Raw genomic sequence first — 16,627 nt, 5'->3', positions numbered from 1 at the left:
CGGTGCACCCTCAAGGGCATGCTCAACACGACGGCGACGCCCACCCACTGCCCGTACTGCGCCCTGCAGTGCGGCATGAACGTGCTGCCGGGCCCCGCGGTCGAGGGCCGCGCGGACTTCCCGGTCAACCAGGGCGCGCTGTGCGGCAAGGGGCAGAGCGCCGCGTCCGTGCTCTCTTCCCGGGTGCGGCTCACGGAGCCGCTGGTGCGCGACCCCGACACGGGCCGGCTCGCACCCGCCACCTGGGAGGAGGCCCTCGACCGGGTCGCGGACGGTCTTGCACGCGCGCGTGCCGGGCACGGAGCGGACGCGTGCGGCGTGTTCGGCGGGGGCGGCCTGACGAACGAGAAGGCGTACGCGCTGGGCAAGTTCGCCCGTATCGTGCTCGGCACCTCGCAGATCGACTACAACGGCCGGTTCTGCATGTCGTCGGCGGCGGCCGCGGGGCAGAAGGCCTTCGGGCTCGACCGGGGGCTGCCGTTCCCGCTGGAGGACATTCCGCGCGCCGGCTGTGTGATCCTGGTCGGTTCGAACCTCGCCGAGACGATGCCGCCGGCGCTGCGCTATCTGTCCGAACTCAGGTCCAACGGCGGCACGTTGATCGTGATCGACCCCCGCCGCACCCGCACCGCGGAGCAGGCGGACCTGCATCTGGCGCCCCGCCCCGGCACCGACCTGGCGCTCGCGCTCGGGATGCTGCACCTGGTGGTGGCGGACGGCCGGGTCGACGAGGAGTACGTGCGCGACCGTACGCGGGGGTGGGAGGAGGCCCGGTCGGCGGCGATGGCGCACTGGCCGGAGTACGTGGAGCGGGTCACGGGGGTGCCGGTGCCCCAACTGCGGGCGGCCGCCTCCATGTTCACGGGAGCCGAGCGGGCGATGGTGCTCACCGCGCGCGGGCCCGAGCAGCAGTCCAAGGGCACGGACACGGTGGGCGCGTGGATCAACCTGGCGCTCGCGACGGGGCGGCCGGGCCGGCCGTTCTCCGGTTACGGGTGTCTGACCGGTCAGGGCAACGGTCAGGGCGGCCGCGAACACGGCCAGAAGGCCGACCAGTTGCCCGGGTACCGCAAGCTCACGGATCCGGCGGCGCGGGCGCATGTGGCGGAGGTCTGGGGTGTGGACCCGGACTCGCTGCCCGGCGCCGGGCGGTCGGCGTACGAACTCCTCGACGCGCTGGGCGGGGACATCCGGGCGCTGCTCCTGATGGGCTCGAATCCGGTGGTGTCGGCGCCCCGGGCCGCACACGTCGAGTCCCGGATCCGCTCGCTCGACTTCCTGGCGGTCGCGGATGTCGTGCTGTCCGAGACGGCCGAACTGGCCGATGTGGTCCTGCCGGTGGCGCAGTGGGCCGAGGAGACGGGCACGGTCACGAACCTGGAGGGCAGGGTGCTGCTGCGGCGCCGCGCCCTTGCACCCCCTACGGGGGTGCGTACGGACCTGGACGTGCTCCAGGAGCTGACAGCGCGGCTCGCGCCCGACCTGGAGAAGGGCTTCCCCACGGATCCGCGGGAGGTGTTCGACGAGTTGCGGCGGGCGTCTCAAGGCGGGCCCGCGGACTACTCCGGGATCAGCTACGAGCGGCTGGAGCAGGGCGAGGGCGTCTTCTGGCCGTGCGCCGCGTCCGACGACTCCGGCACGCCTCGGCTCTTCCTCGACCGGTTCGCCACGGAGGACGGCCGGGCGCGGTTCGTGCCGGTGACGCACCGGCCCGCGGCGGAGGAACCGGACGCCGCCTACCCGCTGTACCTGACGACGGGGCGGGTCGTGGCCCAGTACCAGTCGGGGGCCCAGACGCGACGCGTGGCGGAACTCAACAAGGCGGCTCCGGAGGCGTTCGTGGAACTGCACCCGAGGCTCGCGGCCCGGCTGGGCATCGCCGAGGGCGACGCGGTGACGGTGACCTCGCGCCGGGGCCACGCGGAGGCACCGGCACGCGTGACGCCGTCCATCCGCCCGGACACGGTCTTCATGCCCTTCCACTGGCCGGGCCCCGGCCGCGCCAACACCCTGACCAACCCGGCCCTCGACCCGACGTCGCGGATGCCGGAATTCAAGGTGTGCGCGGTACGGGTGGAGCGAGCCACATCAAGCCCCGATTCAAGCCCCTGCGGCGATTGAGCTGCGGGGTCCGGGGCAGAGCCCCGCGGCCGCAACCCCGGTACGGCGAAACCGGGCCCCACCCGCACCTTCACAAGTCCGGCACCGCGGATCCATGGACTCCATTTGTCATGGCCCCCTAAAACTGAATCAGCGTCAGGAACCTGCCGGTCCTCGCCCCACCGTCCCCACGGAGCCGCCTGATGAGACCCGTACGGACCATCACCGCCCTGGCCACCCTCCTCGCCGCCACCCTCGCCCTCGCCCCCACGGCGACGGCGGCCCCCGCCTCCGCCGAGGCCACCTCCGTACGGGACGTGATCACCGACCCCGACGGCTCCCGGCACATCCGCTACGACCGCACCTACGACCAACTCACCGTCCTTGGCGGGGACTTCGTCGTCCATGAGGCGGCCGACGGCACGTACGAGGGCACCGACCGCGCCGTCCCCGGCAGCGTCTCCGTCCCCAGCACCACGCCCCGCCTGTCCGCCCCCAGGGCCGCGGACCTCGCCACGTCGCTCCTGCGCGAGGCCAACCCCGGCGCCGTGCTGCACAGCCTCGTGGCCAAGCCGCAACTCGTCGTGGACGCCCTGCACGGCAGTCCCAAACTGGCCTGGCGCACGACCGCCGCCGCCAAGGACTCGCTCGGCAATCCCACGGCCCGTACGGTCCTCACCGACGCCATCACCGGCGCCGGGATCGACTCCTGGGACAGCCTCGAAACCGCCACGGGCGACGGCCGCTCCCTCTACTCCGGCACCGTCCCCCTCACCACCAGCCGCGCCTCCTCGGGCGGCTACGAGCTCAACGACGCCACCCGCGGCAACACCTACACCGGCGACGCGGGCAACAAGACCGACACCTGCGTCCTCGGCATCTGCCTGGAGCGCGCCCCGGCCAAGGTCTACACGGACGCCGACAACCACTGGGGCACCGGAAAGACCGCCGACCGGAGCACGGCCGCCGTGGACGCTCAGTACGGCACGGACCAGACCTGGGACTACTACAAGGACGTGCACGGCCGAATAGGCATAGCCGACGACGGCAAGGGCTCGTACAACCGCGTCCACTACGGCAAGGACTACAACAACGCCTTCTGGGACGACAACTGCTTCTGCATGACGTACGGCGACGGCGACGGCAAGACGTTCGGCCCGCTGGTCGCCCTCGACGTCACGGGCCACGAGATGTCCCACGGCGTCACCTCGTCCACCGCGGCCCTCACCTACTCCGGCGAGTCCGGCGGCCTCAACGAGGCGACCTCCGACATCTTCGGGGCTCTCGTCGAGTTCCACGCGAACAACGCCTCCGACCCCGGCGACTGGCTCATCGGCGAGAAGATCGTCAAGCCCGGCGCGAAGACGGCGGCGCTGCGCTTCATGGACAGGCCGAGCATGGACGGCAAGTCGGCGGACTGCTGGAACAAGAACGTCGGCGGGCTCGACGTGCACTACTCCTCCGGCGTCGCGAACCACTTCGCGTATCTGCTCGCCGAGGGCAGCGGCCCGAAGACGGTCGGCGGCGTCCGCGACGACAGCCCCACGTGCGACAAGTCGAAGCTCACCGGCATCGGCAAGGAGAAGCTCGGCAAGATCTGGTACCGCGCGCTGACCATTTACATGACGTCCTCGACGGACTACAAGGGCGCACGCACGGCCACCCTGAAGGCGGCCAAGGACCTGTACGGGTCGGGCGGCAAGGAGTACGCGGCGGTGGCGGCCACCTGGTCGGCGGTGTCCGTGAACTGATGGAGCATCACTCGCGTGCCGACTCCGTCACCCGGTCGCACGCCTCCCCGCTCCTTTCGGATACTTTCCGGCGGACACGCCGGTGACCTGCTGGAACGTACCCGTCGGACCGTCAGAAGGGTGCTCCGCGCGGCCCTCCTGACATCACATCAGGAGGCGGCCGGGCCCGACTGGCACTTGTCTCGTCCTTGGCAGGGCGCGCCCGACGCCCGCGAAGGAGCTTGGACGATGCGCGTGCGCAGGGGCATGGGCCGACCGCTGACCGCGGCGGCGTTCCTCACCACCGCGGCCGCCGCGACGGTGCTCGGCGTCGGCGTCCCCGCGACCGCCGCGCAGGGCGGCCTGGAGGTCTACCCGGCGACGGCCGCACCGGGCGACCGGGTCACGGTGGACACCACCGCGTGCGGCGGGAGCGACACGGCGGCCGGCGACGCCAGCGCGGTCGGCGCGGGCACCTTCACGCTGGCGCCGGACACGGGCGACCCGGGCGCGTCGAACGCCACGGGCCGCTTCCGGATCCCCGTGTCGGCGCAGCCGGGAACGTACGAGATCGTCGCGCGGTGTGCGGGCGGCCCCGAGGTGACGGGCGACCTCATCGTCTCCGTGACCGGCTCCGGCGCCTCGGTGGCCCAGCTCCCCAAGGGCCATGTGGACACGGGCGTCGGCGGTGCGCTGGGCCCCGAGCCCACGCGGACCTCCGCGGGCGTCGCGGCGCTCGCGCTGGCTGCCGCGGGCGGCACCTGGCTGCTGCATCGCAGGGCGCGCGGCGACCGCTTCTGAGGTCCGGTCCCGCACCACCCCGCCCCGTGATCGAGTGACGAACTGCGAGGAACCCCAGCCCCCATGCGCAAGCCCACGCGCACCGGCCCGCGCACGCGTGCCACGAACCGTGCCAACGCCGCCACAGGTGCGGCCACCGCCCTGGCCCTCGCCACCGGGGCCTGGCTCCTCGCCAGCGGCGCGGAGGGGCAGCCGCCGCCCCAGCCCTCCGCCGCGCAGGCCCGCGTCGACCGGGACCGCGAGGCGCCCGCCGCCGCTCCCCTGGCCCCGTCCCCGCCGGACCGCATCCGCATCCCGTCCATCGTCGTCGACGCCCCGCTGATGGGCCTGGACCTGACCCGCTCCGGCAGCCTCGACGTGCCTCCGGCCGACAGGAAGAACCTCGCGGGCTGGTACGAGTCGGGCACCAAACCCGGCGACACGGGCACGGCGGTGGTCGCGGGCCACGTCGACAACGCGCGCGGCCCGGCCGTCTTCTACGCCCTGGGCTCGCTCGAACGCGGCCGCACGATCGAGGTGCGGCGGCGGGACGGTTCGGTGGCGGTGTTCACGGTCGACACGGTCGAGGTCTACGACGCGCGGCACTTCCCCGACACGAAGGTCTACGGCGCGGCCCGCCGCCCCGAACTCCGGGTGATCACGTGCGGGGGCCCGTACTCCCGGAAGACGGGCTACCAGGGCAACGTGGTCGTCTTCGCCCACTTGACGAGCAGCCGGTAGCCCTGGGCCTCTGACTTCTCGTACTGGCCGGAAGTGCGGCCTCGCTCGCGCTGCTTCTGGGAACGGCTGTCCGAGGCCGTCGACGGCCAACGGCCCCACCGGTTGTTGCTCACCGGCAACGGCAGCTCGAGTACAGCCCACTCGTCGTCCGTCAGATCCCCCGACTGGCCATCACCCGGTGAACAGCCCCCGGGCCTCCATCACATGCACGGCCCGCTCGGCCCACACCGTCAACTGGTCGCCGTCCGTGCACGCCATCACGCGTTCACGGACATCGTCGGGCACGGGGATGCCCCGCCACTCCAGAATCCGCAGGGTCATCTCGGCCCGGTCCTCGATCCGGCCTTCCTCGCGGCCCTCTTCGCGGCCCTCTTCGCGCAGGCCCTCGGCGACGGGGTTCCGGAAGAAGCAGTTCTTCGTTGTCGGTGTCCCACGCGCCGAGGCGCAGCACGCCACCCGCACAGCGCAACCGCAACGCCGCGGGCCCCTTCGTGTGCCGCACGGCGTTGCCGACCAGCTCGGCGACGAGCAGCTCCGCGGCATCCGCCAGGCGGATCAGGCCGTGCATCGTGAGGATCAGTCGCAGCGTGCGGCGGCAGATCGGCACGGCGCGGGGGTCGTTGGGGATGTAGAGGCTGTACTCCCACGGTTCGGCTTCGGGCATGGGGCGTCAACTCCGTCGAGGTGGGGGTGGGTTCGCGAAACGGCGACCGGTGGCATGTCACATCCGCCGTGGCACGGCGAAGCGGTGCGCTTCCGGCACCCGTCAATCCACACGGTGTGCGGTGCGCCGCTGACGGCATGGCCACAATTTGGGACCGTGCAAACTGCGCGAGGCTGCGGGCCTCAAAGGGATCGCGGCGGCCGAACTGCTCGGAACCGACTCAGCCCAGATCAGTCAGATCGAGGCCGGGACCGCGGGCGTCAGCGAGGAGCGCGTACGACGGCTCGCCGCACACTGCTCCTGCACGGACCAGGACTTGGTCGACGCCCTCGCCGCAATGGCCGGCGACCGGACGCGGGGGTGGTGGGAGGAGTACCGCGGTTCACTTCCCACGCCGTTCCTCGACCTGTCCGAGCTGGAGCATCACGCGTCGTTCCTGCGGGAGGTCCAGTTCCTGTTCATCCCCGGACCTCTCCAGACGGAGGACTACGCCCGCGCCGTCTACACCTTCCGGGTCCCCGAACTCCCGGAGGAGGATGTCGAGTTGCGAGTTCGGCACCGGATGCAGCGCAAGGTGCTCCTCGAGGGCCCGGAGCCCATCCCGTACGAGGCGGTGGTCCACGAGGCGGCACTGCACATCATGGTCAATGACCGCGCCGCATCACAGGCCCAGCTCGCCAGCCTCCTCGCACGCTCGGAAGCAGGCCACGTCAGCGTGCGCGTCATCCCCTTCACCCTGCAAGGGTTCGCAGGTGCGGCGAGCACCACGACGCACATAGGCGGTCCGATCCCCAAGCTGGACACCGTCGTTCGCGACGCACCCCACGGGGCCGCACTCATTGATTCCGAGGCCCAACTCGACGCGTTTCGAACGCTCTTCCGTAAAGTGGAGGCAATGTCACTCACCCCGGATCGGTCACGCGACCTCATCCGCAGGATCATGAAAGAGCTGTGAGGCACCCTATGGAAACCCCCGACAACTGGTGGAAGTCGTCCTACTCGGGGCCCGGCGACGGCGACTCGTGCGTGGAGATCGCGGAACGCCAAGCCCGCGTAGCGATCCGCGACTCCAAGGCCCCCACCCGCGGCGCGCTCACCTTCCCCGCCCCCGCGTTCACCGCATTCGTCGAGGCCGTCGTCCTCACGCCACCCACTGCTCGTACGCCATCTTGACCACCAGCGAGCACACCACCGTCAGCAGCACCACTCGTACGAAGCCCGCGCCCCGCTTCAGGGCCGTGTGCGCGCCCACCATGCCGCCCGCCAGGTTGAACACCGCCATCAGGCCCGCGAGTTGCCAGTAGACCTGGCCCTTCCAGGCGAACATCGCCAGCGCACCCGCGTTGGTACAGCAGTTGACGATCTTGGCTGTGGCGGAGGCCGTCACCAGGTCGAGGTGGAGGATCGCGGTCAGGGCGAGGACGAGGAACGTGCCGGTTCCCGGGCCGATCAGGCCGTCGTAGAAACCGATGCCGAGGCCCGCGAAGCCGATGGCGGCCCAGATCCGGCGGGGCGAGGCCGGGACGGCGGTCGGCGCCGTGCCGAACGACGGGCGGAAGATCACGAACGCGCCCACCGCCACCAGCACCACCATCACGATCGGCTTCAGCACCTCCGTGCTCATGCCCGTCGCGAGCAGCGCGCCGAAGGTCGATCCGGCGAGGGCCGCGACGCCGATGCGCACCGCGAGGCGTACGTCGACGGGGGCCTTGCGGGCATACGTGACGGCCGCGCCGGTCGTGCCGACGATGGCCACCGCCTTGTTGGTGCCGAGGGCGTGGCCCGCCGCGGCGGAGTTCGGCAGGCCGAGGAGGAGGGCCGGGAGCAGGAGCAGTCCGCCGCCGCCCACCACCGCGTCGACCCAGCCCGCCGCGAGCGCGGCGATACACAGGACGACGACGGTGGTCAGGGATATGTCAGGCATGATCAGGACTCTATGGGTGGGATGCCTGCACGACTCCGGGGCCCCCGGAAGGCTGAGGTTGATCTGAGGGTTCCGTACCGGTATGTGGGACGGACCGGTCCGGGGCCGGGGGCGCTGCCGGCGCGACGGTCAGCGCGAGGCACGTCGCGACCAGGGCGCTGGCCGAGGCGAGCCCGGCGGTGAGCATGCGGCGGGCCTGGATCGTGGGGGCGTGTGCGGTGCGGGTGGGTCTGGTGTGGCGGCCCATGAGGCGGGTCTTCTCTTCTCCGGAGGGGGCGGACATGGCCAGTACGTGCGTCAGTACGTGAAGGACTCCGCATGGATGCGGGGCTCGGGGACGCCCGCCCTCACCAGCGCCGCCGTCGCCGCCTCCGTCATCCCGGGCGGTCCGCACAAGTAGACGTCGTGGTCCGGCAGTTCGGGCACCAGTGCGCGCAGCGACTGCGGGGCCAGCGGGTCGAAGGACGTGCCGGAGGAGCCGAGGAGGTAGTGCAGGGCCGCTCCTCGGGTGCGGGCTATGGATTCCAGCTCCTCGCGCAGGACGAGGTGTTCGGTGGTGCTCGCGCGGTAGAGGAGCGTGATGTCCCCGGGGTCGCCGGGGAGCGTTTCGAAGAGCGCCCGCAGCGGCGTAATGCCCACTCCCCCGGCCAGCAGCAGCACCTTGCGGCGGGTGCGGCGGTGCGCGGTGAGCGCGCCGAACGGGCCGGTCGCGACCACCCGTACCCCAGGACGCAGCCTCCGCACCCTGCGCGTGTGGTCGCCGACCGCCTTCACCGTGATCCGGACGTGGTCCCCGTCGACCGGCGCCGACAGGGAGAAGGGGAGCGCCGTGTGCCACAACCGCCGTGTCAGGAACCGCCAGCGGAAGAACTGGCCCGGTTCCGCGCACAGCCGCCCCAGGTCGGTGCCGCGCATCAGGACCGAGGCGACGCCGGGCCCCTCCTGCCGTACGTCGACGATCCGCAGCCGGTGCCGCAGCGCCTGCCGCACCGGCACGACGAGCCGGTACCAGACCAGCAGCACCGCGACGGTGGCGTGCAGCAATGACCACAGGCCGAGGGCGACGGGGTTCGACGCGATGTCCGGGCCGGGGAGCTGGTGCGCGAAGGCCAGCCCCGCGGCGACGTACGTCAGCAGGTGCAGCCCCCGCCACGTGCCGTGCCCGACGCGGCGGCGGACGGCGCGGGCGCTGCTGACGCCGACCACGGCGAACAGCGCGGTGCCGGCCGCCGCGGCGGCGAGCGCCGGGTAGCCGAGCAGCTCGGTGACGGTGCCGAACAGGTCGGCCCCGGTGTGCGCCGCGTAACCGCACAGGGCGAGCACGATGTGGGCGGCGCAGAGAGTGAGGACGTGGCGGCCGCCGCGCGCGTGGTGGCGGGCGAGGCGGTCGGCGCCGATGCCGTGCTCGACGGCGGGCACTCGGGCCATGAGGAAGAGCATGACCAGGATCCCGTACCCGGCGAGCAGGCCGGTGAGGTGGGCGCCGGTCGTGAACAGCGCGTCGATCCGTGTGGACGGGCGGACCTGCGCCAGCCACAGGGCGGTCACGAGGAGCGCGCCCGCGCGGATCCCGGCGCGCAGCCCGTGCGGGGTGAGCCGGGCGGGCGCGGCGGGCCGCACGCGGGGTGCCCTGCGGGGGCGCGGCGGGATCGGCGGGGCCTTGCGGGGCTTCTCGGTCTGGCTGCGGTAGGACGCCAGAGCGGGGTAGCGGGCGAGTTCGGGGTCGAAGGGCTTGGTGGTCACGACCGGCACACTAGGCTCGGCAGGACCCGGATTCCGGCTGGTCAGCGCCGTACTGCCGATCCTTAAGGCGCCCTTGAGGACGGACTGAACACGGGTTAAGCCGCCCGCGAGCCACCCACGATCCCCTCACATCCGCCCACCGGCCCCGCTGAGCCCACCGTTCCCCCCGGGAAACCATCGGGACGCCACCGGGAAACACCCGCCCCGCAGTCTGCGATGCATGACCGCACCGTACGAGCAGGACGGCGCCACGACCGGACCCGGCACCGGCCCCGGCCGCGTCGTCGTCATCGGCACCGGCCTCGCCGGCACCCGCGTCGCCCACCGCCTCGGCGGGCGCGCGACGCTGATCGGCGAGGAACCGCACGCCCCGTACAACCGCGTGCTGCTCGCCGAGGTGCTGGCCGGGACGTACGCCCCCGAGGTCATCGAGCTGCCCCGCGCCACCGGGCCGCACCTGCGCACCCGCGCCGTCCGGATCGACCGCGAGCGGCGGCTCGTGCAGTGCGAGAACGGGGACGAGGTCGGCTACGACACCCTCGTCCTCGCCACCGGCTCGAACCCCGTACTTCCGCCGCTGCGCGGCCTGTTCGCACCGGACGCCACCGAACTGCCGGGCGGCGTCCACGCGTTCCGCACGATGGACGACTGCCTGGCGCTGACCGAGGCGGTCGCCGAGGGCACCCGCGCCGTCGTCATCGGCGGCGGGCTCCTCGGTGTCTCGGCGGCCCGCGCGCTCGCCCGGCGCGGCGCGCAGGTGGTCCTCACCCAGCAGTCCGAGCGGCTGATGGAGCGCCAGCTCGACCCGAACTCCTCCGAGCTCGTCCGCCGCCACCTCACTGACCTCGGCGTGGAGATCCACACCGAGTGCCGGGTGCGCGGCGTCGGCGTCGTCGAAGGACACGTACGCCGCGTCGAGCTGCACGACGGGTACGTGCTCGGGACCGACGTCACCGTCCTCGCCTGCGGTGTCCGTCCCCGAGTCGGCCTCGCGCAGGCCGCGGGGCTCGACGTCCGCAAGGGGATCGTCGTCGACGACGCGCTGCGCACCAGCGATCCGCGCATCCGCGCGGTCGGCGACTGCGCCCAGCACGCCGACACCGTCTACGGCCTCGCGACCCCGGCCCTGGAACAGGCCGACGCGCTGGCCGACCTGCTGACCGGCACGGACGCCGCGTACACCGGCACCCGCACGCTCACCCGGCTCACCCTCCCGCATGAGGCCGGGCCGCTGGACCTCGCCGCGTTCGGCGAGACCGAGGCGCTGCCCGGCGACGACATCGTGCAGCTCGCCGACGCCACCCGCGGCACGTACCGGAAGGTCGTCGTGCGCGGCGACCGGCTGGTCGGCGGGGTGCTGGTCGGGGAACTGGCCACGGTCGGCGCGCTCGCGCACGCCTGGGAGTCCGACGAATCGCTGCCCGCCGACGACGCCGTCGGCGCGCCTCTGCTGCACCTGCTCACTCACGACGGAGGCCTCTGACATGCCGACCGACAAGGCACTGCCCACGATCGTCCTCATCGGCCACGGCATGGTCGGTCAGCGCTTCCTGGAGGCAGCCGCCGAGCGCGGACTCACCGGGACGCACCGCGTGGTCGTCCTGTGCGAGGAGCCGCGACCCGCCTACGACCGCGTGCACCTCACCTCGTACTTCTCGGGCACCACGCCCGAGGAACTGTCCATGAGCGACCCGGAGTTCATCGACAAGCACGGCATCGAGCTGTACGTCGGCGATCCCGCGGTGGCCGTCGACCGCGAGGCCCACACCGTGCGCGCCCGCTCCGGTCTCGAAGTCGCCTACGACACGCTCGTGCTGGCCACCGGCTCGTACCCGTTCGTCCCGCCGGTGCCCGGCAAGGACGCGACCGGGTGCTTCGTGTACCGGACGATCGACGACCTGTACGCGATCGAGGAGTACGCAAAGAACAACGCGACGGTCGGCGCCGTCGTCGGCGGCGGCCTGCTCGGACTTGAGGCCGCGGGAGCCCTCCAAGGGCTCGGACTCGCCACGCACATCGTCGAGTTCGCGCCGCGCCTGATGCCGGTGCAGGTCGACGAGGGCGGTGGCGCCGCCCTCCTGAAGACCATCTCGGACATGGGGCTCGACGTGCACACGGGCGTCGGCACCCAGGAGATCGTCACCGACGGGGAGTCGGGCGCCGTACGGGGCATGAAGCTGTCCGACGGCAGCGAACTCGCCACCGACCTCGTCGTCTTCTCCGCCGGTGTCCGCCCCCGCGACCAGCTCGCCCGCGACATGGGCCTCACGGTCGGCGAGCGCGGCGGTATCACCGTCGACGAGCGGTGCCGCACCAGCGACCCCGACGTCCTCGCGATCGGCGAGTGCGCGCAGGCCTCGGACGGCCGGGTCTACGGACTCGTCGCCCCCGGCTACGAGATGGCGCTCACGGCCGCCGGCACCATCGCCGACGAGGACGCGTCGTTCACCGGCGCCGACCTCTCCACCAAGCTCAAGCTGCTCGGCGTCGACGTCGCCTCGTTCGGCGACGCGCACGGCGCCACCGAGGGCTGCCTCGACGTCGTCTACTCGGACTCGCGCTCGGGCACGTACAAGAAGCTGGTCATCGGCGGCGAGGGCGAGCTGCTCGGCGGCATCCTCGTCGGGGACGCGGAGGCGTACGGGACGCTGCGCGCGCTCACCGGCACTGTACCGCCGATCGCCCCCGAGCAGCTGGTCCTCCCGGCGGGCGCGGGCGCCCCCGCCCAGCTCGGCCCGGAGGCGCTGCCCGACGACGCGGTCATCTGCTCCTGCCACAACGTCACCAAGGGCGCGATCTGCGAGCACACCTCGCTGCCCGAGGTGAAGAAGTGCACCAAGGCCGGTACGGGCTGCGGGAGTTGCGTCAAGCTCATCGGCCAGCTCCTGCCGAAGTCCGGTGACGACGGACTGTGCGGCTGCTTCGCGCACACCCGCTCGGAGCTGTACGAGATCGTGCGCGTCAAGCGGATCACGACGTACGCGCAGCTCCTCGACGAGCACGGCCGGGAGGGCGCGCGCGGCGGCGAGGGATGCGAGATCTGCAAGCCGACCGTCGGCTCGATCATCGCCTCGCTCGCCCCGTCGATCGGCGCGGACGGCTATGTCCTCGACGGCGAGCAGGCGGCCCTCCAGGACACCAACGACCACTTCCTCGCCAACCTCCAGAAGAACGGCTCGTACTCGGTCGTGCCCCGGATCCCCGGCGGCGAGATCACCCCCGAGAAGCTGATCGTGATCGGGGAGGTGGCACGGGACTTCGGCCTCTACACGAAGATCACGGGCGGTCAGCGCATCGACCTCTTCGGCGCGCGGGTCGACCAACTTCCCATGATCTGGGCCCGATTGGTGGACGCCGGCTTCGAGTCCGGGCACGCGTACGGCAAGGCGCTGCGCACGGTGAAGTCGTGCGTGGGGCAGACCTGGTGCCGCTACGGGGTGCAGGACTCGGTGAGGATGGCGATCGACCTGGAGCTGCGCTACCGGGGCCTGCGCGCGCCGCACAAGCTGAAGTCGGCGGTCTCCGGGTGCGCCCGCGAGTGCGCGGAGGCCCAGTCGAAGGACTTCGGCGTCATCGCCACCGCCAACGGCTGGAACCTGTACGTGGGCGGCAACGGCGGCATGACACCGCGCCACGCCGACCTCCTCGCCCAGGACCTGAGCGACGCCGAACTGATCCGGCTCATCGACCGGTTCCTGATGTTCTACGTCCGCACCGCCGACCGCCTGGAGCGCACGGCGGCCTGGCTGGAGCGGATCGACGGCGGGCTCGACCACGTACGGGACGTAGTCGTGCACGACTCGCTCGGCATCTGCGACGAGCTGGAGGCGCTGATGCGCGAGCACGTCGCGCACTACCGCGACGAGTGGTCCGAGACCATCAACGACCCCGAGCGCCTGTCCCGCTTCGTCTCCTTCGTGAACGCCCCCGACACCCCCGACCCGACGGTCCGCTTCATGCCCGAGCGCGACCAGATCAAGCCCGAGCTGCCGCTGATTCCCCTGGCCTCCGTGGAAGGACTGGCTGTCCGATGACCCTTGCTCCTGAACTGACGACCACCACGACCCTCGTGCAACTCGACGTGGACGGCGAACCGTTGGTCGTGTGCGAGCCGGCCCGGCTCAGCTCGGGGCGCGGTGTCGCCGTCCTGCTGCCGGACGGCCGGCAGGCGGCGGTGTTCATGGACCGCGCGGGCCGCGTGTACGCGATCGACAACACCGACCCGTTCACCGGGGCGTCGGTGCTCTCGCGGGGGCTGCTCGGCGCGGCGCAGGGGCGGCCGTTCGTCGCCTCGCCGCTGCTGAAGCAGCGCTTCGACCTGGAGACGGGGCGGTGCCTCGACGACGACGAGGTCGCCGTCCGTACGTACGCGGTGCGTTGAGAACAGCAGTGACATCAGTCACAGAGAAAACACAGGGATAGAGAGCAACTTTCACACTCTGTCCATATTTCACCTTCAGTAAGCACAGAACACCGCTCACACCCGGACAGAAAGCCCCGCACGGGCGCCCTCGAACCGCCTTAGGATCTCGGCCTCAGCGCTTATTCGCGCCTTACTCCGACCCGAACAGAGGGCGTCCCGTGCAGATCCGTCAGATTCTCGCGACAGCCGCAGTCGCCGCCGTGACCGCGCCCGTCGCGCTGCTGTCCGTCTCTCCGGCGTTCGCCGACACGAAGCCTGCGGCCCAGACCGAGCAGAAGCCCTCCATATCCGAGCTGCGGAAAGCGGTGAAGGAGGCGCGTCAGGCGTACAGAGCGGCCGTGGCGGCCGAGAAGGCGCTCCAGCAGGAGTTCGACGCCACGACCGACCCGAGCCACCCGCTCATGGTCGCCGTCGCCGAGGCGAAGAAGGCCGCCGACGACGCGGCGGCCGCGAAGACCACCGCGGACGCGGCCGTCACCGCGGCGGAGGCGAAGCTGGCCGAAGCCAACGCCGGCGAGGACGCGGACGCCAAGACCGCCGCCGAGGAGGCGCTCACCGACGCCAAGGCCGCCGCGACCGAGGCCGCCGCCGCCAAGACGGCCGCCGACGCCAAGGTCACCGCCGCCGAGACCGCCCGCGACGACAACCGGGTGGCCATCGCCCGGAAGATCGACAAGGCCCAGGACGACGTCAAGACCGCGCTCGCCGCGAAGCAGGCCGCCGAGAAGGCGCTCGCCGACGCGAAGGACGAGGCGGGCGAGCCCGGCGACCCGGAGGAGCCCACGGACCCCGAGTGCTCGGACGTGGCCGCACTCGCCCCCTCCGTTTCCGGCCTGCCCTCCAAGATCGCCGCCGGTTCCACCGTCGACTTCCGGCTGCGCCTGAGCAACAACACCGGCCGGACCCTCGACGAGGTGCTGCCGTTCGTGGCCGTGGGCGCGGTCGACAAGTCCGACAAGGACATCAGCGGCAAGCTGCACCTCAAGTCCAAGCAGAACGGCCAGTGGAAGTCCGTCCCGCAGGACGACTTCGCCGGTGCGTTCAACGACGTGAAGGCGGGCGCGCACGTCGACCTGCCGCTGCGTCTGTCCATCGACCGCTCGGCCCCGGCCGGCTACGGTGCCACCCTCGCCATCGGTACGTACGGCAACAAGGACGAGACCTGCGGCACCGGCGACCTCGGCGTCTACGAGTTCACCATCAACCCGGTCGGCGCCGGCAACTCCACCACCCCCGCCGGCGAGGGCAACAAGCCCAAGCCGCAGGGCAGCGCCTCCCCCGTCGCCAACTCCGGTTCGGGCAACGGTTCCACGGACGGCTCCCTCGCCCACACCGGCTCCTCCTCCGCCCTGCCGACCATCGGCCTGGCGGGCGGCGCCGCTGTCGTGCTCGGCGCCGGCGCGGTGTACGTGGTGCGCCGCCGCAAGGCCGAGGCCAACAGCTGATCGCGGCACCATGACCGACGTCGGGCCGGCACCCCTGCTGGAGGGGGCGCCGGCCCGACGTCTCTATCGGCCCAAGAGCCCTATCGGTCCAGCGCCTTGAAGTCCACGCCGGTCAGCTGCTCCGACGCGGCCCAGAGCCGCTCCCCCGCCGCGTCGTTGACCGTCCACGACGCCCGCCAGGACTTGACGGGGGCGCCGCGCCACATCGCCACGCGCGGGCCGTAGAAGTCGTCGGGCCGCACGTCGGGGGCCGTGGCCGCGCGCAGCGTCGGCAGCGCCCCGGCCGCCGCGGGCTGCCCGAAGTACCGGTTGCCGACCTCGAAGAACCGCTCCATGCCCCTGCGGCCCTCCATCTGGGCGCTGCGCGCCTGGAGTTCGGTCGCCGCGTACCCGGGGTGCGCGGCCGCCGCGACGAGGTGCGCGCCCGCTTCCCGCACCCGGCGCGTCAGTTCGTGCACGAACAGCAGGTTGGCCGTCTTGGACCGCCCGTAGGCGACCCAACGCCCGTACTTGCGCTCGCTGTTGAGGTCGGCGATGTCGATGTTGGCCAGGGCGTGCAGCGCGCTGGAGACGGAGACGACGCGGGGTGCGGGCGCCGCGAGCAGACCCGGCAGCAGCAGACCCGTCAGGGCGAAGTGCCCGAGGTGGTTCACGCCGAACTGGGTCTCGAAGCCGTCGGCGGTGCGCCCGAACGGGAGCGCCATCACGCCCGCGTTGTTGACGAGGAGGTCGAGCGGGCGGTCCTGGCGGGCCTCGGCGAAGGCGCGTACGGAGGCGAGGTCCCCGAGGTCGAGCGGGGCGAACTCGGCCCGCGCGCCCGACACTTCGGACGTCAGCCGGTCCAGGGCCACGGTGCCGCGCGGCTCGCTGCGGCAGGCCAGGACCACGTGGGCGCCCGCGCGGGCCAGTTCGCGTGCGGTGACGTAGCCGATACCGGTGTTGGCGCCGGTGACCACCGCCGTACGGCCCTGCTGGTCGGGGATGTCGGTCGCGCTCCAGCCGCTCATGGGGTCGGCTCTCCTTCGGGGGGACGTCGTCTGTGGGGAGTTACCGAAGGGTACGCACGCACGGAAAAGG

The 16,627-nt window shown here is 72.1% G+C and carries 14 protein-coding genes; 10 read left to right on the top strand and 4 right to left on the bottom strand.

What is annotated here, in order from left to right:
- Positions 1-18: 18 nt before the first annotated feature.
- From ACIA8D_RS17720 to ACIA8D_RS17705, 4 genes are all read left to right on the top strand, one after another.
- The gene (locus ACIA8D_RS17720) at positions 19-2,121 is read left to right on the top strand and encodes a molybdopterin oxidoreductase family protein (RefSeq protein WP_399233071.1); all 2,103 of its coding nucleotides are present in this window, start codon (positions 19-21) and stop codon (positions 2,119-2,121) included.
- Between the two features lie 182 nt (positions 2,122-2,303).
- Entirely contained in the window at positions 2,304-3,851 is a 1,548-nt protein-coding gene (locus tag ACIA8D_RS17715; RefSeq protein ID WP_399233069.1) for a M4 family metallopeptidase, read from the top strand.
- A gap of 228 nt (positions 3,852-4,079) precedes the next feature.
- On the top strand, positions 4,080-4,631 hold the full coding sequence (locus ACIA8D_RS17710) for a hypothetical protein (RefSeq protein WP_399233067.1): 552 nt from the start codon (positions 4,080-4,082) through the stop codon (positions 4,629-4,631).
- A 63-nt stretch (positions 4,632-4,694) separates the two neighbouring features.
- Positions 4,695-5,351, top strand: a complete 657-nt coding sequence (locus ACIA8D_RS17705; protein ID WP_399233065.1) for a class F sortase — start codon at positions 4,695-4,697, stop codon at positions 5,349-5,351.
- A gap of 265 nt (positions 5,352-5,616) precedes the next feature.
- Here ACIA8D_RS17705 and ACIA8D_RS17700 read toward each other — a convergent pair whose 3' ends face one another.
- Positions 5,617-6,015: an ATP-binding protein gene (locus ACIA8D_RS17700; protein WP_399233063.1), complete on the bottom strand. Its 399-nt coding sequence runs from the start codon at positions 6,013-6,015 to the stop codon at positions 5,617-5,619.
- Positions 6,016-6,163: 148 nt separating this feature from the next.
- Here ACIA8D_RS17700 and ACIA8D_RS17695 point away from each other — a divergent pair, with 148 nt between their 5' ends.
- Both ACIA8D_RS17695 and ACIA8D_RS17690 read left to right on the top strand, forming a co-directional pair.
- Positions 6,164-6,970 carry a helix-turn-helix domain-containing protein gene (locus ACIA8D_RS17695; protein WP_399233061.1) on the top strand — a complete coding sequence of 269 codons (807 nt, stop codon included), beginning with the start codon at positions 6,164-6,166 and terminating at the stop codon, positions 6,968-6,970.
- 8 nt (positions 6,971-6,978) lie between these two features.
- A complete protein-coding gene (locus ACIA8D_RS17690) occupies positions 6,979-7,188 on the top strand; it encodes a DUF397 domain-containing protein (RefSeq protein ID WP_399233059.1) in 210 nt (69 codons plus the stop codon).
- On the opposite strand, the gene ACIA8D_RS17685 is transcribed toward ACIA8D_RS17690, so the two are convergent.
- Together ACIA8D_RS17685 and ACIA8D_RS17680 are read right to left on the bottom strand one after the other, a co-directional pair.
- Positions 7,157-7,939 carry a sulfite exporter TauE/SafE family protein gene (locus ACIA8D_RS17685; protein WP_399233057.1) on the bottom strand — a complete coding sequence of 261 codons (783 nt, stop codon included), beginning with the start codon at positions 7,937-7,939 and terminating at the stop codon, positions 7,157-7,159. The two genes, ACIA8D_RS17690 and ACIA8D_RS17685, sit on opposite strands and share 32 nt — an antisense overlap.
- 297 nt (positions 7,940-8,236) lie before the next feature.
- Positions 8,237-9,691 (bottom strand): ferric reductase-like transmembrane domain-containing protein, encoded by a 1,455-nt coding sequence (locus tag ACIA8D_RS17680; protein ID WP_399233054.1) that lies wholly within the window; start codon positions 9,689-9,691, stop codon positions 8,237-8,239.
- A 211-nt stretch (positions 9,692-9,902) separates the two neighbouring features.
- Between ACIA8D_RS17680 and ACIA8D_RS17675 the strand changes: the two genes are divergently transcribed.
- From ACIA8D_RS17675 to ACIA8D_RS17660, 4 genes are all read left to right on the top strand, one after another.
- Complete coding sequence (locus tag ACIA8D_RS17675; RefSeq protein ID WP_399233052.1) at positions 9,903-11,165, top strand: NAD(P)/FAD-dependent oxidoreductase; 1,263 nt, start codon at positions 9,903-9,905, stop codon at positions 11,163-11,165.
- Position 11,166: 1 nt separating this feature from the next.
- Complete coding sequence (gene nirB / locus ACIA8D_RS17670; protein ID WP_399233051.1) at positions 11,167-13,716, top strand: nitrite reductase large subunit NirB; 2,550 nt, start codon at positions 11,167-11,169, stop codon at positions 13,714-13,716.
- A complete protein-coding gene (gene nirD / locus ACIA8D_RS17665) occupies positions 13,713-14,063 on the top strand; it encodes a nitrite reductase small subunit NirD (protein ID WP_399233049.1) in 351 nt (116 codons plus the stop codon). Before nirB ends, nirD begins: the two co-directional genes overlap by 4 nt.
- Before the next feature lie 242 nt (positions 14,064-14,305).
- Positions 14,306-15,550: an LPXTG cell wall anchor domain-containing protein gene (locus ACIA8D_RS17660; protein WP_399233048.1), complete on the top strand. Its 1,245-nt coding sequence runs from the start codon at positions 14,306-14,308 to the stop codon at positions 15,548-15,550.
- Positions 15,551-15,630: 80 nt separating this feature from the next.
- On the opposite strand, the gene ACIA8D_RS17655 is transcribed toward ACIA8D_RS17660, so the two are convergent.
- Positions 15,631-16,557, bottom strand: coding sequence for an oxidoreductase (locus ACIA8D_RS17655; protein ID WP_399233046.1), 927 nt, complete (start codon positions 16,555-16,557; stop codon positions 15,631-15,633).
- Positions 16,558-16,627 lie beyond the last annotated feature (70 nt).

This window comes from Streptomyces sp. NPDC051684 (assembly GCF_044453445.1).
GTDB lineage: Bacteria > Actinomycetota > Actinomycetes > Streptomycetales > Streptomycetaceae > Streptomyces.
The sequence above is the reverse complement of the archived record's forward strand: the minus strand, read 5'-3'. Positions and strand labels throughout refer to the sequence as shown.

Excerpts from the sequence above, each read along its gene's own strand:
- ACIA8D_RS17655 (WP_399233046.1), bottom strand. The coding sequence starts at position 16,557 with ATGAGCGGCTGGAGCGCGACCGACATCCCCGACCAGCAGGGCCGTACG.
- ACIA8D_RS17715 (WP_399233069.1), top strand. The coding sequence starts at position 2,304 with ATGAGACCCGTACGGACCATCACCGCCCTGGCCACCCTCCTCGCCGCC.
- ACIA8D_RS17690 (WP_399233059.1), top strand. The coding sequence starts at position 6,979 with ATGGAAACCCCCGACAACTGGTGGAAGTCGTCCTACTCGGGGCCCGGC.
- nirD (WP_399233049.1), top strand. The coding sequence starts at position 13,713 with ATGACCCTTGCTCCTGAACTGACGACCACCACGACCCTCGTGCAACTC.
- ACIA8D_RS17705 (WP_399233065.1), top strand. The coding sequence starts at position 4,695 with ATGCGCAAGCCCACGCGCACCGGCCCGCGCACGCGTGCCACGAACCGT.
- ACIA8D_RS17700 (WP_399233063.1), bottom strand. The coding sequence starts at position 6,015 with ATGCCCGAAGCCGAACCGTGGGAGTACAGCCTCTACATCCCCAACGAC.
- ACIA8D_RS17675 (WP_399233052.1), top strand. The coding sequence starts at position 9,903 with ATGACCGCACCGTACGAGCAGGACGGCGCCACGACCGGACCCGGCACC.
- nirB (WP_399233051.1), top strand. The coding sequence starts at position 11,167 with ATGCCGACCGACAAGGCACTGCCCACGATCGTCCTCATCGGCCACGGC.
- ACIA8D_RS17685 (WP_399233057.1), bottom strand. The coding sequence starts at position 7,939 with ATGCCTGACATATCCCTGACCACCGTCGTCGTCCTGTGTATCGCCGCG.
- ACIA8D_RS17710 (WP_399233067.1), top strand. The coding sequence starts at position 4,080 with ATGCGCGTGCGCAGGGGCATGGGCCGACCGCTGACCGCGGCGGCGTTC.
- ACIA8D_RS17720 (WP_399233071.1), top strand. The coding sequence starts at position 19 with ATGCTCAACACGACGGCGACGCCCACCCACTGCCCGTACTGCGCCCTG.